The 24,764-nt window shown below is 66.8% G+C and carries 25 protein-coding genes and 1 other RNA gene; 9 read left to right on the top strand and 17 right to left on the bottom strand.

What is annotated here, in order from left to right:
* Nucleotides 1-40: 40 nt before the first annotated feature.
* Entirely contained in the window at nucleotides 41-1,093 is a 1,053-nt protein-coding gene (locus E8M83_RS21680; RefSeq protein WP_137175421.1) for a GlxA family transcriptional regulator, read from the top strand.
* Here the strand turns inward: E8M83_RS21680 and E8M83_RS21675 are convergent.
* The 4 genes from E8M83_RS21675 to E8M83_RS21660 form a co-directional block, all read right to left on the bottom strand.
* Complete coding sequence (locus E8M83_RS21675; protein WP_137175420.1) at nucleotides 1,071-1,823, bottom strand: SDR family oxidoreductase; 753 nt, start codon at nucleotides 1,821-1,823, stop codon at nucleotides 1,071-1,073. The two genes, E8M83_RS21680 and E8M83_RS21675, sit on opposite strands and share 23 nt — an antisense overlap.
* Before the next feature lie 34 nt (nucleotides 1,824-1,857).
* On the bottom strand, nucleotides 1,858-2,337 hold the full coding sequence (locus E8M83_RS21670) for a carboxymuconolactone decarboxylase family protein (protein ID WP_137175419.1): 480 nt from the start codon (nucleotides 2,335-2,337) through the stop codon (nucleotides 1,858-1,860).
* 152 nt (nucleotides 2,338-2,489) lie between these two features.
* The gene (locus E8M83_RS21665) at nucleotides 2,490-2,987 is read right to left on the bottom strand and encodes an Ohr family peroxiredoxin (RefSeq protein ID WP_373995067.1); all 498 of its coding nucleotides are present in this window, start codon (nucleotides 2,985-2,987) and stop codon (nucleotides 2,490-2,492) included.
* Nucleotides 2,988-3,102: 115 nt separating this feature from the next.
* On the bottom strand, nucleotides 3,103-4,068 hold the full coding sequence (locus E8M83_RS21660) for a LysR family transcriptional regulator (RefSeq protein WP_137175543.1): 966 nt from the start codon (nucleotides 4,066-4,068) through the stop codon (nucleotides 3,103-3,105).
* A gap of 314 nt (nucleotides 4,069-4,382) precedes the next feature.
* Here E8M83_RS21660 and E8M83_RS21655 point away from each other — a divergent pair, with 314 nt between their 5' ends.
* The gene (locus tag E8M83_RS21655; RefSeq protein WP_137175417.1) at nucleotides 4,383-4,793 is read left to right on the top strand and encodes a cupin domain-containing protein; all 411 of its coding nucleotides are present in this window, start codon (nucleotides 4,383-4,385) and stop codon (nucleotides 4,791-4,793) included.
* A 48-nt stretch (nucleotides 4,794-4,841) separates the two neighbouring features.
* Here E8M83_RS21655 and rpoH read toward each other — a convergent pair whose 3' ends face one another.
* From rpoH to ftsY, 4 genes are all read right to left on the bottom strand, one after another.
* Nucleotides 4,842-5,732, bottom strand: coding sequence for an RNA polymerase sigma factor RpoH (rpoH, locus tag E8M83_RS21650; RefSeq protein WP_137175416.1), 891 nt, complete (start codon nucleotides 5,730-5,732; stop codon nucleotides 4,842-4,844).
* 583 nt (nucleotides 5,733-6,315) lie between these two features.
* Nucleotides 6,316-7,245 (bottom strand): permease-like cell division protein FtsX, encoded by a 930-nt coding sequence (gene ftsX, locus E8M83_RS21645; protein WP_137175415.1) that lies wholly within the window; start codon nucleotides 7,243-7,245, stop codon nucleotides 6,316-6,318.
* Nucleotides 7,242-7,913: a cell division ATP-binding protein FtsE gene (locus E8M83_RS21640; RefSeq protein ID WP_137175414.1), complete on the bottom strand. Its 672-nt coding sequence runs from the start codon at nucleotides 7,911-7,913 to the stop codon at nucleotides 7,242-7,244. Before E8M83_RS21640 ends, ftsX begins: the two co-directional genes overlap by 4 nt.
* Nucleotides 7,914-7,927: 14 nt before the next feature.
* Nucleotides 7,928-9,049, bottom strand: coding sequence for a signal recognition particle-docking protein FtsY (gene ftsY / locus E8M83_RS21635; protein WP_137175413.1), 1,122 nt, complete (start codon nucleotides 9,047-9,049; stop codon nucleotides 7,928-7,930).
* Nucleotides 9,050-9,281: 232 nt separating this feature from the next.
* Between ftsY and E8M83_RS21630 the strand changes: the two genes are divergently transcribed.
* Nucleotides 9,282-9,494, top strand: coding sequence for a hypothetical protein (locus E8M83_RS21630; RefSeq protein ID WP_137175412.1), 213 nt, complete (start codon nucleotides 9,282-9,284; stop codon nucleotides 9,492-9,494).
* Here the strand turns inward: E8M83_RS21630 and E8M83_RS21625 are convergent.
* From E8M83_RS21625 to E8M83_RS21615, 3 genes are all read right to left on the bottom strand, one after another.
* A complete protein-coding gene (locus tag E8M83_RS21625) occupies nucleotides 9,491-11,188 on the bottom strand; it encodes a thiamine pyrophosphate-binding protein (protein WP_137175411.1) in 1,698 nt (565 codons plus the stop codon). The two genes, E8M83_RS21630 and E8M83_RS21625, sit on opposite strands and share 4 nt — an antisense overlap.
* A 206-nt stretch (nucleotides 11,189-11,394) precedes the next feature.
* Nucleotides 11,395-11,610 (bottom strand): hypothetical protein, encoded by a 216-nt coding sequence (locus E8M83_RS21620; protein ID WP_137175410.1) that lies wholly within the window; start codon nucleotides 11,608-11,610, stop codon nucleotides 11,395-11,397.
* Nucleotides 11,582-12,157 carry a PEP-CTERM sorting domain-containing protein gene (locus E8M83_RS21615; RefSeq protein ID WP_137175409.1) on the bottom strand — a complete coding sequence of 192 codons (576 nt, stop codon included), beginning with the start codon at nucleotides 12,155-12,157 and terminating at the stop codon, nucleotides 11,582-11,584. Before E8M83_RS21615 ends, E8M83_RS21620 begins: the two co-directional genes overlap by 29 nt.
* Before the next feature lie 244 nt (nucleotides 12,158-12,401).
* Between E8M83_RS21615 and rnpB the strand changes: the two genes are divergently transcribed.
* The 6 genes from rnpB (at nucleotide 12,402) to E8M83_RS21585 (ending at nucleotide 19,226) form a co-directional block, all read left to right on the top strand.
* An RNA gene (rnpB, locus tag E8M83_RS21610) (RNase P RNA component class A) lies at nucleotides 12,402-12,750 on the top strand.
* Nucleotides 12,751-12,848: 98 nt separating this feature from the next.
* Nucleotides 12,849-14,354, top strand: coding sequence for a glycerol kinase GlpK (gene glpK, locus E8M83_RS21605; RefSeq protein ID WP_137175408.1), 1,506 nt, complete (start codon nucleotides 12,849-12,851; stop codon nucleotides 14,352-14,354).
* 157 nt (nucleotides 14,355-14,511) lie between these two features.
* The gene (locus tag E8M83_RS21600; protein ID WP_229491742.1) at nucleotides 14,512-15,036 is read left to right on the top strand and encodes a spore coat U domain-containing protein; all 525 of its coding nucleotides are present in this window, start codon (nucleotides 14,512-14,514) and stop codon (nucleotides 15,034-15,036) included.
* A gap of 12 nt (nucleotides 15,037-15,048) precedes the next feature.
* On the top strand, nucleotides 15,049-15,780 hold the full coding sequence (locus tag E8M83_RS21595; protein ID WP_137175407.1) for a molecular chaperone: 732 nt from the start codon (nucleotides 15,049-15,051) through the stop codon (nucleotides 15,778-15,780).
* Nucleotides 15,781-15,786: 6 nt separating this feature from the next.
* The gene (locus tag E8M83_RS21590; RefSeq protein WP_137175406.1) at nucleotides 15,787-18,207 is read left to right on the top strand and encodes a fimbria/pilus outer membrane usher protein; all 2,421 of its coding nucleotides are present in this window, start codon (nucleotides 15,787-15,789) and stop codon (nucleotides 18,205-18,207) included.
* 2 nt (nucleotides 18,208-18,209) lie between these two features.
* On the top strand, nucleotides 18,210-19,226 hold the full coding sequence (locus E8M83_RS21585; RefSeq protein ID WP_170976883.1) for a spore coat U domain-containing protein: 1,017 nt from the start codon (nucleotides 18,210-18,212) through the stop codon (nucleotides 19,224-19,226).
* Here the strand turns inward: E8M83_RS21585 and E8M83_RS21580 are convergent.
* From E8M83_RS21580 to E8M83_RS21555, 6 genes are read right to left on the bottom strand one after another with little or no spacing between them, the layout of a single operon-like run.
* The gene (locus tag E8M83_RS21580; RefSeq protein WP_170976889.1) at nucleotides 19,223-19,987 is read right to left on the bottom strand and encodes an ABC transporter permease; all 765 of its coding nucleotides are present in this window, start codon (nucleotides 19,985-19,987) and stop codon (nucleotides 19,223-19,225) included. The two genes, E8M83_RS21585 and E8M83_RS21580, sit on opposite strands and share 4 nt — an antisense overlap.
* 2 nt (nucleotides 19,988-19,989) lie before the next feature.
* Nucleotides 19,990-21,216: an ABC transporter substrate-binding protein gene (locus tag E8M83_RS21575; RefSeq protein ID WP_137175404.1), complete on the bottom strand. Its 1,227-nt coding sequence runs from the start codon at nucleotides 21,214-21,216 to the stop codon at nucleotides 19,990-19,992.
* Nucleotides 21,217-21,254: 38 nt separating this feature from the next.
* Nucleotides 21,255-22,028: an ABC transporter ATP-binding protein gene (locus E8M83_RS21570; RefSeq protein ID WP_137175403.1), complete on the bottom strand. Its 774-nt coding sequence runs from the start codon at nucleotides 22,026-22,028 to the stop codon at nucleotides 21,255-21,257.
* On the bottom strand, nucleotides 22,025-23,122 hold the full coding sequence (locus E8M83_RS21565; RefSeq protein WP_137175402.1) for an acyl-CoA dehydrogenase family protein: 1,098 nt from the start codon (nucleotides 23,120-23,122) through the stop codon (nucleotides 22,025-22,027). Before E8M83_RS21565 ends, E8M83_RS21570 begins: the two co-directional genes overlap by 4 nt.
* Entirely contained in the window at nucleotides 23,122-23,676 is a 555-nt protein-coding gene (locus E8M83_RS21560; RefSeq protein WP_137175401.1) for a carboxymuconolactone decarboxylase family protein, read from the bottom strand. The genes E8M83_RS21565 and E8M83_RS21560 overlap by 1 nt, the downstream gene beginning before the upstream one ends.
* 33 nt (nucleotides 23,677-23,709) lie before the next feature.
* Complete coding sequence (locus E8M83_RS21555) at nucleotides 23,710-24,744, bottom strand: AraC family transcriptional regulator (RefSeq protein ID WP_137175400.1); 1,035 nt, start codon at nucleotides 24,742-24,744, stop codon at nucleotides 23,710-23,712.
* Nucleotides 24,745-24,764 lie beyond the last annotated feature (20 nt).

Here is a 24,764-nt window from a genome sequence, read left to right as displayed (position 1 = left end):
ACGCATTTTCGAGCCCGGCTGCCTACCATTCGCCATCCACATGTCGACGCTTCCTGCCCATGCTCCGCCCTCCGCGCCGCGCAAGCCGCGCGTGGTCCTGTTCGTCGGTTTTCCCGGCATGTGCATGCTCGATATCGCGGGCCCGCAGACGGTATTCTGGTGCGCATCCAAGGTCATGGAAGAGCGCGGCCTGCCGGGCTATGTGGGGCACACGGTCAGCCTCGGCGGCGGCCTGGTGCAGACCCTGGAAGGCGTCGCCATGCAGACCGAACGGCTCGACGATTTCTTGCCCTGCGAGGTCGATACCGTGGTCGTCCCCGGCGCGGCGGACATCCTCGCCGCCGTCAGGGAACAGCATGCGCTGGTCGCCTGGCTGCGCCGGCACGCGGGCGAGACGCGCCGCATGTCCTCGGTCTGCACCGGCGCCTTCGTGCTGGCCGCCGCCGGCCTGCTCGACGGTAAACGCGCCGCCACCCACTGGCTGAACTATGACCTGCTGTCCGACGCCTACCCGCTGGTCGAGGTCGACCGCGAAGCGATCTTCGTCCAGCATGGCGACACCTGGACCTCGGGCGGCGTCACCGCCGGCATCGACCTCGCGCTGGCGATGGTGGAAGACGATTGCGGGCGCGAGGTGGCGCTGGCCGTCGCGCGCGAACTGGTGGTGTTCGTCAAGCGGCCCAGCCGCCAGCCCCAGCTCAGCCGGATGCTGCAGGCCCAGGCCGGCGACGGCCCGCTATTCGACGAACTGCATATGTGGATCCTGGCGCATCTCGAGCAGACCAACCTGAGCGTCGAGGTGCTGGCGGCGCAGATGCGCATGAGTCCGCGCAACTTCAGCCGCGTGTACAAGGACAAGACCGGGCAGACGCCGGCCAGGGCGGTCGAGCGCTTCCGCCTCGAGGCAGCTTGCCGGCTGCTCGAGGATTCGGAGCGCCACGTCGACCAGATCGCACTGCTGTGCGGCTTCGGCGACGAGGGGCACATGCGCAAGACCTTCCAGCGCCACCTGCATACCTCGCCGAGCGCCTACCGCCAGCGGCTGGCGGCGGGCGGCCTGGCGCCTGCCTTCAGCGCGGCGCCTGCTCCTTGAGCCAGTCGTCGACCTTGATCGTGCCCAGGCGCGCGCCGGGGCCCGGCACCAGCGTGTCGTCCTGCAGCAGGGCGCCGAAATAGCGTGCCTGCGGGTCGGCCACGACCTTGCGCGGATCGCCCTTCGATTCCAGGTAATGCTGGACCAGGTCGGCCAGGCGCACGCGCTCGGGGCCGGCGATCTCGACCACGCCGTTGCGCGGCGCACCGAGCGTGACGTCGGCCATGGCCAGCGCCACGTCGTTTGAGGAGATGGCCTGGATATTGGCCGGCGACAGGCGGATCGCGTCGCCCTCGGCGCCGGACGCCACGATCCCGCCGAGGAACTCGAAGAACTGGGTCGAGTGCACGATGGTGTAGGGCAGGCCCGACTCGCGGATCAGCGCCTCTTGCGCGATCTTGCCGCGAAAGTACCCGCTTTCCGCCAGCCGGTCGGTGCCCACCACCGACAGCGCGACGTGGTGCAGGATCCCGGCCGCCTTCGCCGCGCCCAGCAGGTTGCGGCCGGAGGTCGTGAAGAAGTCCATCACCGCGTCGTCGGCGAACGAGGGCGAGTTGGCCACGTCCACCACGATGTCGGCGCCGGCCAGCGCCTCGGCCAGGCCCTTGCCGCTCATGGTGTCGACGCCGGTGTTCGGGGATGCGGCCACGGCCTCGTGGCCGCGCTGCTGGAGGATGGCGACCAGCTTGCTGCCGATCAGGCCGGTACCGCCGATGACGATGATTTTCATGATGTCCTTTCGATGGAGGGTGCGCAGGGGCGGATCACGCCAGGCCGGCTTTCTCGAGGCCGAAGGCCTTGTCATGGCTGCCTGGGACGACCTTGAAGGCGACGTTGATGCGATTCCACGCATTGATGGTCATGATGCTGTAGGTCAGGTCGGTCACTTCCTTCTCGGACAGCTGCGAGCGCACGCGCTCGTACAGCGCGTCCGGCACGCCTTCGGGCGCGAGCGTGGTCAGCGCCTCGGTCCAGGCCAGGGCGGCGCGTTCGCGCGGGGCGAACAGCGTCGATTCGCGCCAGGCGGCCAGGTGGTGCAGGCGCAGCGCGCGTTCGCCGTGGATCGTGGCCTGCTTGATGTGCATGTCGAGGCAGAAGCCGCAGCCGTTGATCTGCGAGGCGCGGATCGCCACCAGGTCCTGGATGCTTTCCTCGATGCTGCCGTCGTGCGCCACGCCGCTCAATTCGACGAGTTTCTTGAACAGCGCCGGCGCCTGTTGCATGTAGTCGAGTCGTTGGGTCATGCTGGTTCTCCTGATCGTGGGCCATGGGCCCGTCCCAGTGCGTCTGGGTCCGTGGGCGAGTATCGCAAACCGGTATCGAGTGTAGGAGCGTGCCCGATGCGGCGGTAGACACCTTCGTGGCGGCACGGTGGTGCACGCCAGGCACCAATTGGTTAGCGCACCAGCGCCACCACGCAGACGATGCCCTGGCGCGCCATCTTGGCGTAGGGGCAGATGCGCTCGGTGCTGCGAATGAGTTCCTCCGCGGTGGCGCGCGGCAGCCGCGGCAGGTCGATGCGGATCTCGGCCATCAGCGTGTACAGGCCGTCGACCGGGTCGCGCCCGAAGGTCACCGCGGCGTCGACCGTGGCGTCGTCGAGCGCAATGCCGGCGCGCGTCGCCAGCAGGGTCAGCGCGCCATGGAAGCAGGCGGCGAAACCGGCCGCGAACAGCTGCTCGGGGTTGGTGCCGCCGCCGGGGCCGCCCAGTGCGGCCGGCAGGCGCAGTGCGAGTTCGAGGTTGCCGTCGTCGGAGCGGGCGATGCCGGACGCGCGTCCGTGCCCGGCCTCGCCGCCGCTGACCCGCACCGTGGTCGAATACAGCGGATGGAAATCGTCGCCGACGTATTTGTCGAGCAGGGTGATGGGCGGGGGCGCCAGCCTTTTTTTCAACACGGTCTCCTGGAGTGGTTTTGCCCAGTGTAGAAAGGCGCGGCGCCGGCTGCTAGCGCCGCGCTGCTCACCGTCATGTTTCGCGTAACGCGACAATCACCCGCCATGCATGGGTTCAGGCCGCGAAGTTGCCCAGGCAGTGCAGGTCGAGCGCGCGGATGCGCGGGGTGATGTAGTCGATGAAGACCCGGGTGCGCAGCGGCAGGTGGCGCCGGCTCAGGTAGCAGATGTAGTGGCCGCGGTCGTCCGGCGCGTGCTGCGGCAGGCAGGCCACCAGGCGCCCCGCGCGCAGGTGCTCGCACACCTGGTAGCCGGCCATCTGCGCCAGGCCTGCGCCGTCGAGCACCGCCTGCAGCACCAGTTCGGCGTCGTTGAAGCTGTGGCTGGCCGCGGGCTGCAGCGTGCGGCGGCGGCCGTCTTCCTTGAATTCCCATTCGCAGACCTGGCCCGAGGGCAGGCGCAGGTTGACGCAGCGGTGGCGCGCCACCTCGTCCAGCGTGTTCGGCAGGCCGTGCGCGCCGGCATAGGCGGGCGAGGCGCAGACCAGCAGCTGCATCGGGATCAGCTGGCGCGCCACCAGCTGGCTGTCGTCCAGGCGGCCGTTGCGAAACGACACGTCGACGCGGTCGGCGATGAAGTCGAGCGGGCTGTCGTCGAGGATCAGGTCGAGCCGGATGTCCGGGTAGCTGGCGTTGAAACCGCGCAGCAGCGGCGCCACGATCTTGCGGCCGAAGTCGCTCGCCGCGTGCAGGCGCAGCTGGCCGCGCGGCACGCCGCAGCGCAGCTCGCGCATTTCTTCCACCGATTGCACGATCCGTTCGACGCCGGGCTTGCAGTTGGCGTAGAACAGTTCGCCCTCGCTGGTGAGCGAGGTGCTGCGCGTGGTGCGCAGGAACAGGCGGGTATCGAGCTGCGATTCGAGTTTCTGCACGCTGCGGCTGACGGCGGAGCGGCCGATGCCGAGGCGTTCGGCGGCCCTGGCGAACGAGCCTTCATGGACCACGGCGATGAAGGCGAGCACGCCGGCATAGGTGGTGGAAAAGCTCGAGGCCAGCCCGTCCACCTCGGGTGCGGCCCGCATCGCCGGCGGCGCCCCGATGAACTCGCCGATCGCGAAGCGTTCGTTCTTCATGGATTTCTCTCAGTTGCTGCTCAATTGCTGCTCAGTCGTTGCTCAGTTGCTGCCATTTACCAATGTGGCTGTGTTCTCTCGTCATGGTAGTTGTGCGTGATCTTTTTCGTAAATGACAAATAACAGCCGAATCGCGCCAAGCCGCGGGCAACGGCGATTGTTGCGTTCGAGGCAGCAGTCTGGGGCCCCGCGCGCGACTGTTGCGACGGCGGAGCGCGTCCTACACTGGGCAGCATGTTCACATTTGTATTGAAGGAGAGACCATGTCACGCCTGAGAAAATTCGCCGGCGCCGCCGGCCTGTTGATGACCCTGCCGCTGGCGGCGCCGGTCTGGGCCGCCGCGCTGGATCCGGTCGTCAAGGAGCTGTTCACCAAGGCGCTGGACGACCATCCCGGCAAGGAAGTCCTGATGATCACGGTCGTGTATCCGCCGGGCGGCGGCGACCCCGTGCATCGCCACGATGCGCACGGTTTCATCTATGTGCTGGAAGGGACGATCGTGATGGGCGTAAAGGGCGGCAAGGAGCACACGCTGGGGCCGGGCGAGACCTTCTATGAAAATCCGCGCGATGTGCACACGGTGGGACGCAATGCGAGCAAGACCAAGCCGGCCAGGTTCCTGGTTTTTTTGCTCAAGGATAAGAACAAGCCGTTCTTCATGCCGGTGCACTAGAAAAACAAAAACCCGCCGTGGCGGGTTTTTGGGGGGGCGTGACGAGGCTTACACGTAAGCCGCCAGCGCGCCTTTCATTTTCTTGAGCGCGGCCGATTCGATCTGGCGGATGCGCTCGGCCGACACGCTGAACTCTTCGGCCAGCGTATGCAGGGTCGCGCCCGAGCCGTCGTCGTTGGCCAGCCAGCGCGCTTCGATGATGCGGCGCGAACGCGGGTCGAGCTTGCCCAGCGCGGTTTCCAGGCCCTCGGACTGCAGGCGGGTGACCTGTTCGGCTTCGAGCACGCGGGTCGGCTCTTGCTGGTCCGACGACAGGTAGGCGATCGGCGAGAACTTGTCGTCTTCGTCGTCGGTCGGCGATTCCAGCGCGATATCGCGGCCCGAGAGACGGGTTTCCATCTCGATCACTTCTTCGCGCTTGACGCCCAGCAGCTTGGCCAGGTCGTCGACCTGGCCCGGCGACATCGCGTCCAGGCCGGTCTTGTTGCTACGCAGGTTGAAGAACAGCTTGCGCTGCGCCTTGGTCGTGGCAACCTTCACCAGGCGCCAGTTCTTGAGGATGTACTCATGCATCTCGGCCTTGATCCAGTGCATCGCGTACGACACCAGGCGCACGCCCTGGTTCGGGTCGAAGCGCTTGACTGCCTTCATCAGGCCGATATTGCCTTCCTGGATCAGGTCGGCGTGCGGCAGGCCATAGCCCAGGTAGCCGCGCGCGATCGACACCACCAGGCGCAGGTGCGACAGCACCAGCTTTTGCGCTGCGTCGAGATCGTGGTCGTCGCGCAGCCGCTTTGCCAGCGAAACTTCTTCTTCGTGCGTGAGCATCGGCAGGCGGTTGACGGCCGAGATATAGGCGTCGATATTGCCCAGATTGCCGGTGAAACCCAGTCCCAGAGCACGACTGCCGGTCGGAACCAATGCGGATTGTGCGGACATATTCATTTCCCTCGTAGTAATCTTGCTGCATCCACAATGTGCCACAGATGATTGCTTTGCGGCACCACTGTTACGGCTTGTTACCCGGATGCGTGACTTGAATTTCGATTGCCTTGGACCATATATTAGCACTCCCCCGGGGTGAGTGCTAGAAGTGGTCCTGGCGCTTAAGATTGTTCAAAGTATTGCTCGTGGGAATCGAATTGCCGACGGTTCCACTGTAGAGCAGGACTTGCATGCCCAGTTGATTTGTCTCAGAAGTGAGCCAGGGACGACTGGAATAACGTTAGAGACAGATTACGGCGGTAGAAGTCCGTACTCTGTTGAATGGCGCACGTAGCCAACGCGCAGCCTGTAGGACTTTTGCGCGTGGACGCGTAGGGGATGGCAGCTAGGCCGTAGGATTCATTGCGGTGTCATGCGACGTGATCTTGTTTTATAAGAAGGCAGGCAGCCGCACGAGAGGGCCGCCTCGCCCTGCTAGCACAAGTGGTGACGCTTATCGCGTTTTCAACACCTTGCCGTGCATTTTTTTCATCGCAAGATTGTAGGAGGGCCGCAGGCGGGCGGCGACGCTCCCCGATCAGCGCTGGCGCGCCAGGTGGCGCCGCACCGACAGCAGGGCGCCGACCAGGCCCAGGGCGGCGCTGATCGCCAGCAGGCCGGCAATTTCCGGTCCACCCAGCGGCGCCAGCTGGAAAGTCGACCCGTACAGCCGGGCGAATTCCAGGATGGCGCCATTCAGCGGCCGCAGCGCCAGGGTCACCGCACCCAGCGCCACCGCGCCGGCGCACAGGCCCAGCAGGGCGCCGGTATAGAAGAAGGGACGGTGGATGAAATCGTTGGTCGCGCCCAGCAACTTGGATACCGAAATTTCTTCTTTCTGCGTCAGCACCTGCAGGCGGATCGTGTTGAACACGACCGCGATCACGACGATGCCCAGGGTGGCCGCCAGCAGCAGCAATGCCAGGCGCAGGATCGCCAGCATTGCCGCCAGGCGCTTGACCCAGGCCGAATCGACCTGCACCGTTTCCACGCCGGGCAATTCGCCCAGGCGCTCGGTGATCAGGTCCACCTGGTCGGCGGCGCCGGCGCTGGCGAAGCCTTCCAGCTTCATTACATAGCTGTCGGGCAAGGGATTGTCGCCCAGGGTTTCCAGCACGTCGCCTAGGCCGCTGCGTTCCTTGAGCGAAGCGAGCGCCTGCTCGCGCGGGATGAAGGCAATCTCGGCTCCTTGTCCACCCTGCGGTGCGACGATCTGGCGGATCCGCGGCGCCAGCGCCTGCGCATCGGCGCGGCTGGTGTCCTCGCGCATGAACAGGCTGATCTCTGGATCGACCGACAATTGCTCGGACAGCGGACGTACATTGTCGAGCAGGGTGAGGCCGGCGAACGGCAGGGTCAATGCGAGCGCGACCACCAGCACATTGAACAGGAAGCTGCCGGGCGACTTGCGCACCGTCGACAGCGCGGCCCCGAGGGCGAAACGGTGCTGGCGCAGCCACGGGCTCATGCTTGACCTCCGACCAGCCGGCCCTGCTCGAGGCGGATCACGCGCGCGCTGCCTGCCAGTACTTGCTCGTCATGGGTCGAGATCACGCAGGTCACCCCGGCGGCGTGGAAGGCACGCAGCGCATCGAGCACCTTGTCGGCCGCTACCCGGTCGAGGTTGGCGGTGGGTTCGTCGGCCAGGATGATCTGCGGCCGGTTGACGATCGCCCGCGCGACCGCCACCCGCTGCTGCTCGCCGCCCGACAGTTCGAGGGGCATGGCCCTGGCGCGATCGAGCAGGCCGACCCGGTCGAGGGCGGCGCGGGCGCGCTGGGCGGCGTCGGCCGTGCGCGCGCCCGTCACCAGCAGCGGCAGCATGGTATTGGCCAGGATGTTGCGGTCGTTGAGCAGGCGCTGCTGCTGGAAGATGATGCCAATATTGCGGCGCAAGAAGGGAATCCCGGCCGGCTTGATGCGGCCGATGTCCTGGCCGTTGACGATCACCTTGCCGCTGCTGGGACGCTCGACCGCCGCCACCATCTTCATGAGGGTCGACTTGCCGGCGCCGGAAGGGCCGGCCAGGTAGACCAGCTCGCCCCTGGCGATATCGAGCGAGACGTCATGCAAGGCGTAGGCGCCCTGGGAGTCGCCGTGGGTGTACTGTTTGGATACCGACTGGAATGCGATCATGGGTCCTTGCCTGGTCAGCCGAGTAGCGCTTCGACGAATTCTTCGGCGTTGAAGGGCTGCAGGTCTTCCAGCTTCTCGCCGACACCGATGAAGTACACGGGAATCGGACGGGTGCGCGCGATCGCCGCCAGCACGCCGCCCTTGGCGGTGCCGTCCAGCTTGGTCACGACCAGGCCGGTCAGTTGCAGCGCATCGTCGAAGGCCTTCACTTGCGCCAGTGCGTTCTGGCCGGTATTGCCGTCGATGACCAGCAAGGTCTCGTGTGGCGCGCCATCCATGCCCTTGCCGATCACGCGCTTGATCTTCTTCAGTTCTTCCATCAGGTGCAACTGGGTCGGCAGGCGGCCGGCGGTGTCGACCATCACGACGTCGGTGCCGCGCGCCTTGCCCGACTGCACCGCGTCGAAGGCGACGGCGGCCGGGTCGCCCGACTGCTGCGAGATCACGGTGACATTGTTGCGCTGGCCCCAGACCATCAATTGCTCGCGCGCGGCGGCGCGGAAGGTGTCGCCGGCAGCGAGCAGCACCGACTGGTCGAAGCCTTGCATATGCTTGGCCAGCTTGCCGATGGTGGTGGTCTTGCCGGCGCCGTTGACGCCCGAGATCATCATCACCAGCGGTTCGTGGCGGCCCAGTTCCAGCGGCTTTTGCAGCGGCCGCAACAGGTCGATCATCAGCTCCTTGAGCGCGCCCTTGACGGCGGCGGCGTCGAGCAGCTTGTCTTCCTTGACCTTGCGCCGCAACTCGCCCAGCAAATGCTCGGTGGCGTCCATGCCGGCATCCGACATCAGCAATGCCGCTTCGAGTTCCTCGTACAGGTCTTCGTCGATGCGGGCGCCGACGAACAGCAGCGACAGGTTGCTCGACGTCTTGGACAGGCCGGCCTTCAGGCGCGTCATCCACGAGGTTTTCTTTTCAGCCTCGGTGGTGGGGCGTTCGGCGGTTTCGGGGAACAGGTTGGCGCCTTCGTGCAGGACGCTGGCTTCGGCGGGTGCAGGGGAAATGCGCGGCGCCGCAGCGACTGGCGCAGGGACCGGCACGGGTGCTGGGGCCGGCGCCGGCGCAGGCGCAACCGGCACGACCGGTTCCGGCGCCGGTGTTTCAGGCGCTTTTTTTCTCTTGAAGAAGCTAAACATAGTGTCTGGTGGCGGGACTGCGTGCGGACGCCGGCGTGGCCGGCGATGAAAAAACTAGCGAATATTTTACCAGAGCAGCAATACGGAACCGGATTGCACACAAGCGTGCACGCGAGCGGAACCACGACCGCACGCGACTGTCATATCTTCGGCGCCTGCTCAACAGTGCGGCGCCTGGATAGACTAGATTGACAACAAGAAGATCAACCGCATTCAGCAAACGGGGTACACCGTGACAATCTCCAATTTTTTCAGGCGGCTGGTGTATGGCGACAATGCCATGGACGGTCGCGCCGGCATCCTGCGCACTACCGTCGTCTGGGCCTTCATCGCCCTGGTCGCGCTGTTCCTCACCCAGCCGTCCGGCGAACCGGCCAGCCTGTTCGACCGGCCGATCCCGCTGCCGGCCGAACTGGGGCTCGAGCCTGTTCCGCCGTTCTTCTAGCCGGCCCTGGCCGCTTCGGCCTGCTTGCGGATCGTTTCCAGCGTGGCGCTCGGCGTGATCAGGTTGCCGTCGTAGCGCAATTCGATCACGGCCGGCAGCTTGTGCTGTTCGGCATGTTCGAGCGCGCGGCGCAGCGCCGCTGCGAAGTCCTCGGTCTTGTCGACGATCTCGCCATGGCCGCCGTAGGCGCGGGCGAGGGCGGCGAAGTCCGGATTGTGCAGGCCGGTGCCCGATACGCGGCCCGGATACGTGCGCTCCTGGTGCATGCGGATGGTGCCGAACATATTGTTGTTAAAGACCAGGATCACCACGCCGGCGCCGTATTGCACGGCGGTCGCCAGTTCCTGGCCGGTCATCATGAATTCGCCGTCGCCGGCGAAGGTGACCACGGCGCGTTCCGGCCACACGATCTTGGCCGCCACGCCGGCCGGCACGGCGTATCCCATGGCGCCATTGGTCGGCGCCAGCTGGGTGCGCATGCCGCCGTAGCGATAGAAACGGTGCGCCCACGAGGCGTAGTTGCCGGCGCCGTTCGTGATGATGGCGTCGTGCGGCAGTTGGTCCATCAATTCCTGCACCACTTGCCACAGGTCGAGCGGCACGCCTTGCTGCAGCAGCGCGGGTTGCGCCTGCCACGCGGCCAGTTCCGCCCTGGCCTCGGCCACGCTGTCTTGCCAGGCGCCGGCGTCGACCGGTTCCATCGCGGCCAGCATCGCGCAGGCTTGCGGCATGCCGCTGGCGATCATGAGTTCGCCCTGGTAGACGCTGCCCAGTTCTTCCGGGGCCGGGTGGATATGCACCAGGCGCTGGCGCGGCACGGGCGAATCGAGCAGCGTGTAGCCGCCGGTCGTCATCTCGCCCAGGCGCGGGCCGATGGCGATCACCAGGTCGGCTTCCTTCACGCGCGCGGCCAGTTTCGGGTTGATGCCGATGCCGACGTCGCCGACGTAGTTCGGGTGGGCGTTGTCGAGCAGGTCCTGGAAGCGGAAGGTGCAGCCCACCGGCAAGTGGTTGGCTTCGGCGAAGCGCGCCAGGTCGGCGCAGGCTTGTGCATTCCAGGTGCCGCCGCCCAGCAGCACGATCGGGCGTCGGGCATCCTGCAGCATGGCGCGCAGTTCGCCGATTTGCTCGCCCGATGGCGCGCCGTGCACGGGTCGATAGGGGCGGGTGTCGGCCACTGCGGCGGTGTCGATCAGCATGTCTTCCGGCAGCGCCAGCACCACCGGACCGGGACGGCCGCTGGTGGCGACCTGGAAGGCGCGCGCCAGGTATTCGGGAATGCGGTCGGCGCGGTCGATCTGGGCCACCCATTTCGCCATCTGGCCGTACATGCGGCGGTAGTCGATTTCCTGGAACGCCTCGCGGTCGACGAAATCGTTGCCAACCTGGCCGATGAACAGGATCATCGGCGTGGAATCCTGGAATGCGGTGTGCACGCCGATCGAGGCATTGGTGGCGCCGGGGCCACGGGTGACGAAGCAGATGCCAGGTTTACCGGTCATCTTGCCGTAGGCCTCGGCCATGAATGCCGCCCCCCCTTCCTGGCGGTTGATCACGAAACGGATATCCGAGTCGTGCAGCGCGTCGAGCACGTCCAGGTAGCTTTCGCCGGGGACGCCGAAGGCGGTGTCGACGCCGTGGACGTGGAGCGCGTCGACCAGGATCTGGCCGCCGGTGCGGGAAGGGTGCGTCATGGTGAGGTCATCCTTGTCAAAGAGGCTTGCCGGGCATTCTAGGTGAGCGGCCCGGCAGTGGCTTTTGAAATGGCGACATCAAATTACAGAAAAAACGGGCAGGGCAGAGGATGGCCTGGCGCCGGCGGGCGCGGCGCCGGGCTGGTCGAGGTGGATCGCGCGATACGCATAATATCGCCGGCGATAAAATATCGTTTTATTCCGGCTTATTCCATATTGCGCAGGATCGGCTGCTTTACGTCAAAAAAATGAATGGCGCCGCCGGTGCGATGTGAATATGGGCGGCGAATGAATTGGTTGCGGCCATTATCCAGGATGACTGCTTGCGGATAATGGCCGAGGCGATCGGCTGCAAATACCTGCTGCCGATTCAGCGCACCGCCAATCCGCGGTTCATTTGGCAGCGCGGCGACGGCCGGCATAACGCATGGTCGCCAGGCCGGCAGCCAGCAGCAGGATGCTTGCCGGTTCCGGCACGTCGGTCGGTGGCGCCTCGGCCGTATCCACGCCGATATAGAAGGTGCCAAAGTTCCAGATGCCGTCGGCGCCGAAGAAATCGTCGAACGATTCGTAGAATTCGAAGCGCAGCAGGCCGTCGGCGCCGATCTGGAAGTCGAAGCCCAGGGCCACCAGGTCGTAGAAGCCGCTGAAACTGCCGGTGCCCGAACCGGATACGCCCGACACCGGCATCAGGACCCCAGCCAGCAGGTCGCTGCGCTCGATCGCCACCCGCAGTTCGGACAGCCAGCTCGGACCGAAGGCGGTCAAGTTGACGTCGAATCCGATACTGGTAATGGTTGAATTGGCGCCCACATCGATATAACCGACGAAATTATCGAAATCGCCGAGTTCACCGTAACTCGGAATGGTTTCGAGGTCGACGGTAACGGTGGTTGGTATGGCGAAGGCGGAGGCCGAAACGAGGAACGATAAACCCACGAGCAGCTTGCTAAACGATTTCAGCAACATATTGTTTCTCCCTGGTTGTTGGAGCCATCCATGTATGCAACAACTGTGCCTGAGGAATATTTCTATCTACATCGTTGATTTCAACTGGGAAATTTAATATGCATAGATATACAAATTTCGTTCTGTAAGGTTTTCCGACGTTCAACACCACACTTCTTTTTCAGGCCCCCGACGCCGGGCTTGCCAAGCTCGATGCCGCTTTGTGCCGCCGGGCGGGGTCGGCATCGGGTACAATGACGACCGTGAAGCAGGCCAGACAGTCGCTGGTCCACGCCGCAAGGTCGTGGACGGGAGGAAGGTCCGGACTCCATAGAGCGGGGTGACGGTTAACGGCCGTCCGCTGAAAGCCGCCTGGCGCAAGCCAGCGGTATAAGGCGAGGAATAGGGCCACAGAGACGAGCGTATTAAGTTACGGTGAAACGCGGTAACCTCCACCTGGAGCAATTCCAAATAGGCACGCGTTGATGTTGCTCGCGGAGCGTGCGGGTAGGAAGCTTGAGCGCTGGAGTAATCCAGCGCCTAGAGGAATGGCTGTCCATGTGCCGCCGCAAGGTGGTGCTACACAGAATCCGGCCTATCGGCCTGCTTTACTTTTAATTCTGATGCACGCGATCCGCGTGCATCGTCGACGGTCGACCCGGACCGCTTTGCCCTGGCGTGCCGCGCCGGCCGTGCCGGCCCGGAGACGCCATTGACGCACTACATCCTCGCCCTCGACCAGGGCACGACCAGCTCGCGCGCCATCCTGTTCGACCGCGCCGGCCTGCCGGTCGCCAGCTGCCAGCGCGAGTACCCCCAATATTTTCCCCAGCCCGGCTGGGTCGAGCATGACCCGCTCGACATCTGGCACAGCCAGCTCGCCTGCGCGCGCGAGGTGCTGGCGCAAAGCGGCGTCAAGGCGTCGCAGGTCGCCGCGATCGGCATCGCCAACCAGCGCGAGACCACGCTGGTGTGGGACCGCGCGACGGGCGAACCGGTGGCCAATGCCATCGTGTGGCAAGACCGGCGCACCGCCGGCGCCTGCGACCGCTTGCGCGAGGCGGGCAGGGCGGCCTTGATCCAGGAACGCTCCGGCCTCGAACTCGACGCCTATTTTTCGGCCACCAAGCTGCAATGGCTGCTGGAGCACGTGCCCGGCGCGCGAGCCCGTGCGGACAAGGGCGAGCTGGCCTTCGGCACCGTCGACAGCTGGCTGGTCTACCGCCTGTGCGGCCGCCACGTCACCGACACCAGCAATGCCGCGCGCACGATGCTGTTCAACATCCACAGCCTGGCCTGGGACGACGACTTGCTGGCGCTGTTCGACATCCCGCGCGCGCTGCTGCCCGAGGTCGTTCCCAGTGCCGGCATGGTCGGACTGGCGGCCGAGGAATGGTTCGGGCATGCGATTCCGATTGCCGGCGTCGCCGGCGACCAGCAGGCGGCTACCTTCGGGCAAGCCTGCCACCGCAAGGGCCTGGTCAAGAATACCTATGGCACCGGATGCTTCATGCTGATGCACGCAGGCGATGCTGCGCCGGTCTCGCGCAACCGCCTGTTGGCGACGGTCGGCTGGACAGTCGGCGGCCGCACGGATTACCTGTTGGAAGGCAGCGTCTTCATGGGCGGCGCCACCGTGCAGTGGCTGCGCGACGGTCTCGGCATCATCCGCCAATCGCACGAAGTCGAGGCGCTCGCCACCAGCGTGCCGGACAGCGGCGGCGTGATGCTGGTGCCGGCGTTTACCGGGCTCGGTGCGCCGCACTGGGATCCGTATGCGCGCGGCACCATCCTCGGTATGACCCGCGGCACCACTGCTGCCCATATCGCGCGCGCCGCGGTCGAGGCCATTGCCTACCAGAGCGCCGAGCTATTGAATGCGATGCAGAAAGATGCGGACTGCGCCGTCACCGAGCTGCGCGCGGACGGCGGCGCCGCGCGCAACGACTTGCTGATGCAGTTCCAGGCCGACCTGCTGGGCGTGGAGGTGGTGCGTCCGCGCGTGACCGAGACCACCGCCCTGGGCGCGGCCTATCTGGCTGGCCTGGCCTGCGGCTATTGGGAATCGCTCGCAGCGATCGAGGCGCAGTGGCAGGTGGAGCACCGTTATGCCCCGCGCATGGACGCCGGGCGCCGCGCCGAACTGCTGGCGCGCTGGGGACGGGCAGTCGAACATGCCCGTTCCTGGGCCACGCCGGACGATCGAGGATTCTTGTAGCAATTTCACCACACTGTTGCATAAAACCAGCAAAACTGAAATAGTCAGCAAATATGATGAAATCAATTTGATTCCGTACGGAAACGAGGTATCATATTTTCCGAGTTGAGCAATTCTGTGCGCATCATGGTGATGGCGCCCTCGACCGACCGGAGAAATGAACATGATGTCGACCTCGAACCGTAACCGCTCAGTGACCCGTGTCATGGCTGCTGTCCTGGCCGTTGTCATGCCTTTCGCCAGCGCCCAGAGCACCAGCCCGCAGACCGCGACCTTCGACGTAACCATGCGCGTGGTTGCAGACTGCAAGATCAGCGCGACCGGCATCGATTTCGGCCAGACCGGCGTGATCACCGCCGCCAAGACCGGTCAATCGAACCTGACTGTGACTTGCACCAACACGACGCCTTACAATGTAGGCCTGGACGCCGGCGACGGCGCCGGCTCGACCGGCACCACCCGTTACATGGTGGGTAGCGGCGCCAATACCGACAAGGTTCAGCTCAATCTCTACCGTAACGCCGGTTCAGGCCTGTGGGGCAATACCCAGGGCACCGACACGATGACCGGCACCGGTACCGGAAACGAGCAGACCCTGACGGTGTATGGCGAGATCCCGGTGCAGAAGTCGCCGACCCCGGACAACTACAAATCGAAGATCACTGCTTCCATTTACTTCTAAGACGGAGCCTGCATGCGGAGTATTCGCGGTGCCGCGTTCGCGGCGGCCTTGTTGACCGGTGCGCTGGCGCATGGCGCCAGCCTGCAGATTTCGCCGGTCTCGATCGCCTTCCAGCCCGGCCAGAACGCGGCCGGCATCCAGCTGCAGAACAATGGCGATGCTCCCCTGTACGGCCAGGTACGCGTGTATGCCTGGGACCAGCGTGACGGCGCCGACGTCCTCACGCCGACCACCCAGCTGGTCGCCAGCCCGCCGGTGATCGAGATCGCTCCCAACAGCACCCAGACCGTGCGCCTGGTGCGCCGCGCCGGCGCCCAGGGCGGGGTGGCCGCGGGCGGCGCCGAGCAGACCTACCGTATCCTGATCGACGAACTGCCGCGCGACGACGCCCAGCAGGGCAATGTCGCGATCCGCCTGCAGTACTCGGTGCCGGCCTTCGTGCTGCCGGCCGACAGCCAGGCCGCGCCGAAGCTCGAATGGAATACCTTCCAGCGTGGCGGCAACTGGCACCTGCGAGCCCACAACGGCGGCGCGCTGCATGCCCAGATCGGCGCCACCAGCGTGCGCATCGGCGAGCGCGAAGTCGTGCTTTCCAAGGGCCTGCTCGGTTATGCGCTGCCGGGCCGCGCGCGCGAATGGCAGTTGCCGCCCGAGGTGGCTGCCGGCATGCCGGCGCCGCTGGCCATCGACGCCATGGTCAATACCCGGCCGCAGTCCGCCAGCGCGGTCATCGCGCCGGACTGACGTCCCGTGCGGCACTCGACCCGCCGCCTGCCGTGGCGGGCGCTCGGCTCGTCCTGCGTGCTGGCGCTCGGCCTGACGCCGATCGCGGCCGCGACGGCGCAAGTGGCCGCGCCGCCGCCGGCGCCGGCCGCCGCCGCCCAGCCGGTCGAACTCTTCCTCGATGCCAGCATCGATGGCCGTCCCAGCGGCCTGATCGTGTCCGTGATCCAGTCCGGCCCCACCCTGCGCATGACGGTCGAGACACTGCGCGAGCTGGGCCTGGACCCGGCGCGCTTCGGCGTGGCCGGGCGCGCCGATTTCTCACTCGACGAGGTCACGGGCATGCGCTGGGCTTATGATGCGGCCCGCCAGACGCTGGCGCTGACCCTCTCCGACGCCTTGCGCGAACAGAGCGTGCTCAGCGCGCGGGCGATGCGCGCCAGTGCGCCGGCCCAGGCCAGCCGCGGCATGCTGCTCAACTACAACCTGTTCGGCCAGAGCAGCGGGCGCTCGCTGGCCGGTGCGCTCGACCTGCGCTATTTCGACCGCCACGGCACCCTCAACAGCACCGGCGCCGCCATCCTGCGCGGCGAGGGACGCGGCTATATCCGCTACGACACCAGCTGGGTGCGCTCGTCGCAAGACAATCTCTCGACCTGGCAGGTGGGCGACACCGTCACCCCGGCGCTGTCCTGGACCCGCGCCATGCGCCTGGGGGGCATCGAATGGCGCCGCAACTTCGAATTGCGGCCCGACCTGGTGACCTATCCGGTGGCCTCGGTCGCCGGCTCGGCGGTGGTGCCGACCAGCGTCGACCTGTATGTCAACGGGGTGCGCCAGTTTACCGGCGAGGTGCCGACCGGTCCCTTCGTGGTCGACCAGGTGGCTGGCCTGAACGGCGCCGGCCAGGCGACCGTCGTCACCCGCGACGCCCTCGGGCGCGAGGTCGCCACCACCTTGCCGCTGTACGTCGACACCCGCCTGCTGGCGCGCGGGCTGAACGACTTCGCGCTGTCGGTGGGCGCACTGCGGCGCGACTACGGCGTGCACTCGTTCCGCTACGGTGGCCCGGCCGCGGTCGGCTCCTGGCGCCATGGCTGGAACGACAGCATGACGCTGGAAGGACATGCCGAGGCCGGCAGTGGCCTGGTGCTGGCCGGCGCCGGACTGCTCAAACGCATTCCCGGCGCCGGCGTGGCCAGCGCCGCGCTGGCCGCCAGCGGTGGCCGCCATCGCGGCATGCAGGCCAGCCTCGGCTACCAGTACGTGTCGCCGCGCTTCGCCTTCGATGTCCAGTCGGTACGCGCCAGCAAGAACTATGGCGACCTCGGCGTGCTCGAAGGCGTGCCGGTGACGCGCGCCACCGACCGCGCTACCCTCAGCACCTCGTTTCGCGGCAATAGCCTGAGCGTGAGCTTGATCCAGTTGCGCTTGCCTACCGAGTCCGGCCTCGGCCTGGGTCCCGATCCCCTCGGTCCCGGCGGCGTCGGCAGCGGCGCCACGGTGCCTCCGACCGCGCTGTTGCCGACCGTCTCGCGCAACCTGGCGCTGGCCTGGTCGCGCAGCGTCGGCACCCGCGGCTACTTCAGCCTGAGCGTTTTCCAGGACCTCAAGCGAAGCGCCGAGCGCGGCGTCAGCGCCACCTTCAGCATGGCCTTCGACTCGCGCGTCTCGTTCAATGCCAATGCCGGCCGCCAGCGCGGCGAGCGGGTGGCCTCGGCGTCGCTCGGGCGCGCGCCCGACTTCGAGGGTGGCCTCGGCTGGGCGCTGCAGGCCGGCGCTACCGGCGCCCAGCGCTACCAGCAGGCCCAGGTGCAGTACCTCGGCTCGCACGGCAGGGTGGGCGTCGCGACCCAGCGCGTGGGCGGCAGCAGCAACACCAGTATCGACGTCAGCGGCGCGCTGGTGGCGATGGATGGCGCGCTGGTGGGCGCGCGCCAGGTCGGCAATGGCTTCGCGATGGTCTCGGCGGGCGTGCCGGACTTGCCGGTGCTGCAGGATAACCGCCTGATCGGCCGCACCGACAAGGGGGGACGCATGCTGGTGCCTGACCTGCAGCCCTATGCCGCCAACCGGATCGCCATCGATCCCTCGTCGCTCCCGTCCGACACCCGGATCGCCGGCGCCAGCCAGGACGTGGTGCCACGCCAGTTTGCCGGCGTGGTGGCGCGCTTCGAGATCGAGCGCTATACGGCCGCGACCCTGATGCTGGTCGGGCCGGACGGCCGGCCGCCGGAACCGGGCACCCCGGCGCGCCTGGAAGGCAGCGCGGTCGGCGCCGTGGTCGGCTACGATGGGGTGCTGTTCGTGGAAGGATTGAAAGCGCACAACCGGGTGCTGGTCGGCGCCGGCCCGGACGCCTGCGAGGTGCGTTTCGACTACAAGCAGGTGGACGGCGAACTGCCGACCATCGGACCGCTGGCATGCCAGCCCGTGCAAGGAAAATGACGATGATGAATACCAACACCATGCATGCGCGCCTGCTGCGGCCGCTGCGACTGCTACTGGCGGCGCTGGCCCTGTTGCTGCTGACCATGGCTGGCGCGCGCGCCAACACCTGCACCGCCACCATGACCGATGTCGACTTCGGCGTGATCAGTCCCCTCGCCAGCACCGAGTACACGGCGCGCGGCACCCTGACCGTGAATTGCACCTGGACCCTGGGCCAGTCGCCGTTGCTGCTGCCGGCCGCCAACGTCTGCGTCAACCTGGGGGCAGGCAGCGGCGGTGGCACGGGCGACCCGCGCTACATGAACAACGGCGGTCGCAGCCTCGCCTTCAATCTCTACGGCAGCCCCTCGTACACGGCGGCCTGGCTATGGGGCAGCAACACCAGCACCATCGGCGCCAAGCCGATCACGGGCATCTTGATCGGCCTGCTGGGCCTGGGTGGCGTGACCCAGAGCGTGACGATCTATGGCCGCATTCCAGCATCTGCCCTGGCCGGCGTCGGCACCAGCGGCAATGTCAATACGCTGTACACGGCCAGCTTCGCCGGCCACGGCACGCTGCAATATGCCTTTGGCGCCGACAAGCCGTGCACGACCGGGACCACGGTCGCGTTCTCGTTCCAGACGCGCGCCACGGTCACCAACAACTGCCTGATCGGCACCAGCAACCTGGTGTTCGGCACCGGCAGCCCGCTGACCGAGCGGCGCACCAGCGCACCGCTGTCGGTAACCTGCACTGCCAACACCAGCTACCAGATCTCGATGAACGGCGGCGCTTCGGGCAACCCGGCGGCGCGCACCATGAGAAATAGCGCCACCGGCGAAACCATGGGCTACCGTATCTCGTCCACCGCCGGCGGGCCGGCCTGGGGCGACGGCAGCGGCGGCACCACGGTGTATACCGGCGCCGGCAGCGGCGCCACCCAGAGCATCATGATGCACGGCACGGTGCCGCGCCAGCGGGCGCCAACCCCGGGCGACTACCGCGACACGGTCACCGTGCGGCTCACTTTCTAGGACGGATTCGCCGGCGTCGAATGCAGCCAGCGTGCGTGCACGACGCGCGCCGCATAATCGAGCGCGTAACCCAGGAGGCCGATCAGGATGATGGCGGCCGTCAGTTCAGAATACGCCAGGCGGTCGCGCGTATCGAGGATGAAGTAACCGAGGCCGGCGGACACGCCCAGCATCTCGGCCGGCACCAGCACGATCCAGATGATGCCAATCGCCAGGCGTACGCCGGTCAGGATCTGCGCCGTGATCCCGGGTAGCACCAGGCGCCAGATGACTTCCCATCTGGTGGCCGACAGCGAGCGCGCCAGCAGCATCCAGTTGGGGTCGAGCTGGGCCACGCCGGCGGCGGTGGCCAGCATCAGCGGCCACACGGCGGCAAACGCCAGCAAAAAGTACACCGGCGCGTCGCCGACGCCCAGCACCATCACCGCCAGCGGCATCCACGACAGGGGCGAGACCATGCGCAGCAGCTGGAACAGCGGCGTGCTGGCCTGGCTGAAGGCCTTCGACATGCCGACCAGGATCCCGAGCGGCACGCCGAACAGGATCGCGAAGCCCAGGCCCACGGCCACCCGTTTCAGGCTGGTGGCCACGTGTATCCAGATGTCCGGCCCCAGCACCATGACGTGGAAAGCCTTGAAGGTCTCCACGGGCGCGAACATCGCCGCGATCGGCGTGGTCTCTTCGAGTCCCTTGACCCCCCAGGACCACAGCAGCAGCGCGATCGCAAAGCCGGCGACCGGCCACAAGAAACGTCCCAGCATCATCAGACCGCGATGGTCTCGGTGCGCAGCAGGTTGGCCGGCAGGCCGAACTTGGCTGGGCCGCCCACGGCCTGGATCGATTTGCGCACGAAGCGGTCGTCGACCAGGTCGCGCGCCACGAACTTCGGATCGAGCCTGGCCAGGAAGCTGGTGTCGCCCTCGACCTTGGTCGCTCGAATAGCGCTCACCAGTTCCTCGGTGTACGACGCGAACGGGAACGGCTGGAAGTCGATGCGGCGCTGGCGCCAATCCGGGTGGGCGACGATGCGGCGCTTTTCGTAGTCCGAATAGTCGGTGGTGGCCAGCACCTTGGTCAGCGCCTGCAGATTGTGCGGGGTGTACTTGTTCGGCCCGGTCGATGCGAGCAGCTTGGCCGTCTCCACCTGGTTGGAACGCGACCACAGCTGGGCGTTGACGATGGCGTTGGTCACGCGCTGCGACCATTCCGGCTTGTCGTTCAGGTCGCGCTCGGCCAGGAAGGTCACGCAGCAGGCGTGGTTCTTCCAGACGTCGCCCGAGAAGCGCAGCACCTTGCCGATCTTCGCATTCTCGGCCACCGCATTGAACGGCTCGGCCACGATATAGCCGGCGATCGACTTGGTCGCCAGCGCCGACACCATCTCGGACGGCGCCAGCACCACCAGGTTGACTTCATTGGCCTTGATCTCGGCGCCGCGCGAACGGGTCACCACGTTCAGCTTGTGCGCGGTCAGCAGTTTTTGCAGCAGGATGTTGTGGATCGAGTACCAGAACGGGATCGCCACCGTCTTGCCGCCCAGCTCGGCCACCGAGTTGATCTCGTTCTGCACCGTCAGGCCGGAGCCGTTGATATGGTTCCAGGCCACCACCTTGGCCGGGAATTTCGAGCCGTAGCGCACCCACAGGGTTGCCGGCGACAGCAGGTGGATCACATTCACCTGGCCGGCGACGAAGGCCTCGATGATCTGGGCCCAGCTGCGGAACAGGCGCGGAGTCTCGACCTTCAGGCCCTGCTGCTCGAACAGCTTGCGGCCATGCGCCACCAGCAGCGGCGCGGCGTCGGTGATCGGCAGGTAGCCGATTTTTACCGGCTGGTCGTCGCCCTTGAAGTTCTGCGCCATCGCGTCGCCCGCGAACAGCAGCGGCGAGGCGGCCGCGGCGCCCGTCAACGCCGACATGCGCAGGAAGTCGCGCCGGGTCATGCCGCAATCGCAGTCGGAAGAAACGCAGATGTGGATCGGGTTGCTCATGGGTTTTCCTTGTTGTGGGTGCTTTGTTTGAAACTTGTTCAGGCGCCGGCGCGCAGCGCCTTGATGATGTCCAGGCGCAGTTCGACCACGCCCTCGGCGTGCTCGTGGCGCGGCCGCGGCAGGTCGACCTGCCACTCGCGCACGATGCGTCCCGGCTGGCCTGCCATCAGCAAGATGCGGTCGGCGACCAGGATCGCTTCGTCGATATCGTGGGTCACCAGGAGGGCGGCAGTATGCCAGCGGTGCACCAGGTCGACCAGCAGGGTCTGCATCTCGGCGCGCGTGATCGCGTCCAGCGCCGAGAACGGCTCGTCGGCGAACAATAGCTCGGGCTGGCGGGCCAGGGCGCGCGCCAGCGCCACGCGCTGGGCCTGGCCGCCGGACAGCTGGGCCGGATAGGCGTGCGCGCGCGCCGCCAGGCCGACCGCTTCGATCGCATCAAGCACCCGCTGCTTGCGGGCCTCGCGCTCGATGGCAGGCTGGCGCGCGAAATCGAGGCCGAAGCCGACATTGCCTTCGACGCTCAGCCAGGGCAGCAGGCTCGGTTGCTGGAATACGAGCGCCGCGCGCGGATGCGGTTCGAGCAAGGGCTCGCCCAGGAAGCCGACGCTGCCGCCTTGGGCCGGGCTCAGGCCCGCCAGGCCGCGCAGCAGGGTCGACTTGCCGCAGCCGCTGCCGCCCAGCAGGCACACGATCTCGCGCCTGTCGACCGTGAGCGAAATATCGTCGACCACGGTCTTGCCGCCATAGCCGATGCGCAGCTTCGATGCCGACAGCGCGGCCGTGCCGGTTTCAGTCACCGAGGCCGTCATGCCGCGGCGTGCTTCGCGAGTTCGACCTGCAACTGGGTCAGGCTCGGGGTGACGATCGGGATGAAGGCCGATTCGCGCCAGCGGCGCGCGAAGCTGCGGTCGCGGTCGACCAGGTAGGCGCGTCCGCCGCTCGCCTGCAGCTCGAGCATGACGGCGTGCTGGACGCTTTCGGCCAGCGCGATGCGCAGCCTGAACATCGGCGCGGCCGCGGTCTTGAAGCTGCCGTCCTGCACGCCCGCCTTGAGCGCCGCGACCTGGCCTTCGAGCGCGGCTTGCCGGGCTTCGATGCGCTCGACCAGCGGGCCGCGCATGGCGGTGGACAGCTGGTGGGCCGCGCGCAGGCTGGCGCGCGCCAGGCCGATCGACAGGCCGCATTGCAGGCCCAGGAACGATGGACGCACGCCCGGCAGCCACGCGCGCGCGTTCGGGTGCAGCACTTCGCCTTCGCCGATCTGCACGCCGTCGATCCTGACGGCAGCGGTATTGCTGCCGCGCAGGGCCATGAGTTCGAGGTCGGGGCTGCGGGTGACGCCGGCGCTGTCGCTGATGAAGGCGACCACCGCTGGTGGCAGCTCGCCCGCCGAATTGACGGCGGCGGCGGCGATGAAGCCTTCCTTGCGCAGGTTGGTGATCCAGGCCAGCGCGCCGTCCAGCTGCCAGCCCTGGTCGTTCGGGGTGGCGGTAATCTGCAGCGATTCGATCCCGGACAGGAATTTCATCGCGTTCGACAGGCCGGTGGCGCCGGCGAATTCGCCGCGCATGAGCGGACCGATCCAGCGCGCGCGCATGGACTCGTTCGGGCTTTGCAGCAGGTATTCGATGAAGGTGCGCTGGCCCCAGAACACGAAGGCGGCGGTGACGGAATATTCGGCTACCGCCGAGATGGCGTCGATCGCGTCGAGCGTCGTGCCGCCCCGGCCGCCGAGTTCTTGCGGGACGCCGACGGCGAACAGGCCGGCGCCGGCCAGGCGCGGCACGACCTCGCTCGCCAGCCCGGGCGTGCTGTCCAGTTCATCCGCATTGGCCTGCAGCCATGCGGCCAGGTCGGCCGGCAGCTGCGACGGCAACTGGGTCGCTTGTTCGCCGTTCGACATCAGATGGCTCCGCTGGCGAAGGGTTGCAGCTGCGGGTTGATCGCGCTGCCGGCCAGGGTGTTGGCGAAGTTGCACAGGGTCGCCAGGCTGATGCCCAGTACGACTTCGAGTGCCTGCTGGTCGTTGTAGCCGGCGGCCTTGAAGGCGGCCAGGGCGTCGTCGGGTACGGCGCCGCGGGTGGCGATGACGGCTTCGGAGAACACGCGTACGGCGTCGAGCCTGGCGTCGCCCGTGTCCTGGCCTTGTTGCATGGCGCGCACGGTCTCGACCGGCAGCTGGGCTTTCTTCAGCGCGATCGCGGTATGGCCGGCGATGCAGAAGTCGCAGCCGTGGATGCGGGCGGCGGTGATCTGCACGACTTCGCGCTCCGGCAGGGTGAGGCTGGTCTCGGCATTGATGCCGGACACCGTCATATAGGTCTGCAGCGCTTGCGGCGAATTGGCCAGCACGCCGATCAGGTTCGGCAGGAAGCCATTGTTGGCGACGGCCTTGTCCACGAATGGACGGCTGCCTTCGGGCGCGGTTTCTTGGGTATGCAGGGTCAGGCGGGACATGGCGGTTCTCTCACAATTTAAGCGTCGGGTCCGTCATTTTAGCGGCGAATGAAAAACACGTTTGGACACACCCGTCCGTGTTTTCTGCTCGATCGTCCGAATCGGGCCGCGCACCGGCCCCGTACTTGGCGGCTTGACGTGGATGTGGCGGCCGCGCCGGAAGGTGCCCGGATGTTCGCCCATCACCTTGTGGAAGGCGCGCGAGAAGGCGGCATACGAGTTGTAGCCGACGTGGCCGGCGGTGCGCTCGACCGTCTCGCCGCCGTGCAGGCGCTGGGCGGCAATCTTCATGCGCAACAGCAGCAGGAACTGCGCCGGCGCCTGGCCGCTCGCCTCGCTGAAGTGCTTATAGAAGCTCGAGCGCGACATATGGGCCGCGCGCGCCATGTTCTCGGTCGACCAGTCCTGGCCCGGCTCCTGCATCATACGGTCGAGCAGCGGCGAGAATTCGGGGCGGCTGGCCACGGCCAGCAGGCCCGTGGCGATATCCTGCTGGCGCGCCACATGGCGGATCGCATAGAAGAACATCAGCTCGGCCAGGCGCGCCACCAGCGGCGACGGCGTTTCCGGATCGCGCGCCGGTTCGAGCAGGATCAGTTCGAACAGCGCATTCAGCGCTTGCAGCGATGGATCGTCGGCGCGTAGCACCAGGCTGTCGGGGAAGGAATCGGCGATCAGCGTGCTGAGCGCGCTGCGAAAGTGAAAGAAGCCGCAGGCCAGCGCCGTGGCGTCCGGCGCCGCCGGGCCCAGCTGCTGCATCGGCACGCCGGGACGGGCGGTGGCCGGGTCGGCGTCCGGGCTCAGGAAGTGCGGCGTGTCGCGCAGCATGAATACGCCGTCGCGTGCGCGCAGGCGCACCGCTGCGCGGCCTTCGACGTGCAGGTAGCATTCACCATGCAGGACCAGGTGGAAGCTGCCCAGGCCGCGGCCGGCGGTGGACGCCTGCCAGCGGCCGCAGTATTGGCCCAGGTGGAATACCGTGGCTTCCAGTTGCACGCTGTCGATCAGCCAGTGCACGAGGCGGTCGGCATTGTCGGGGCAGGCGGTGGAATGGGCGGAATGATTCACTCAGCCATTATCGAGGGCGG

The sequence above is a fragment of the Massilia sp. HP4 genome, assembly GCF_005222695.1.
Taxonomy (GTDB): Bacteria; Pseudomonadota; Gammaproteobacteria; order Burkholderiales; family Burkholderiaceae_D; genus Telluria.
Note: the sequence above shows the minus strand (reverse complement) of the source record. Positions and strands in the feature narration are given on the sequence as shown.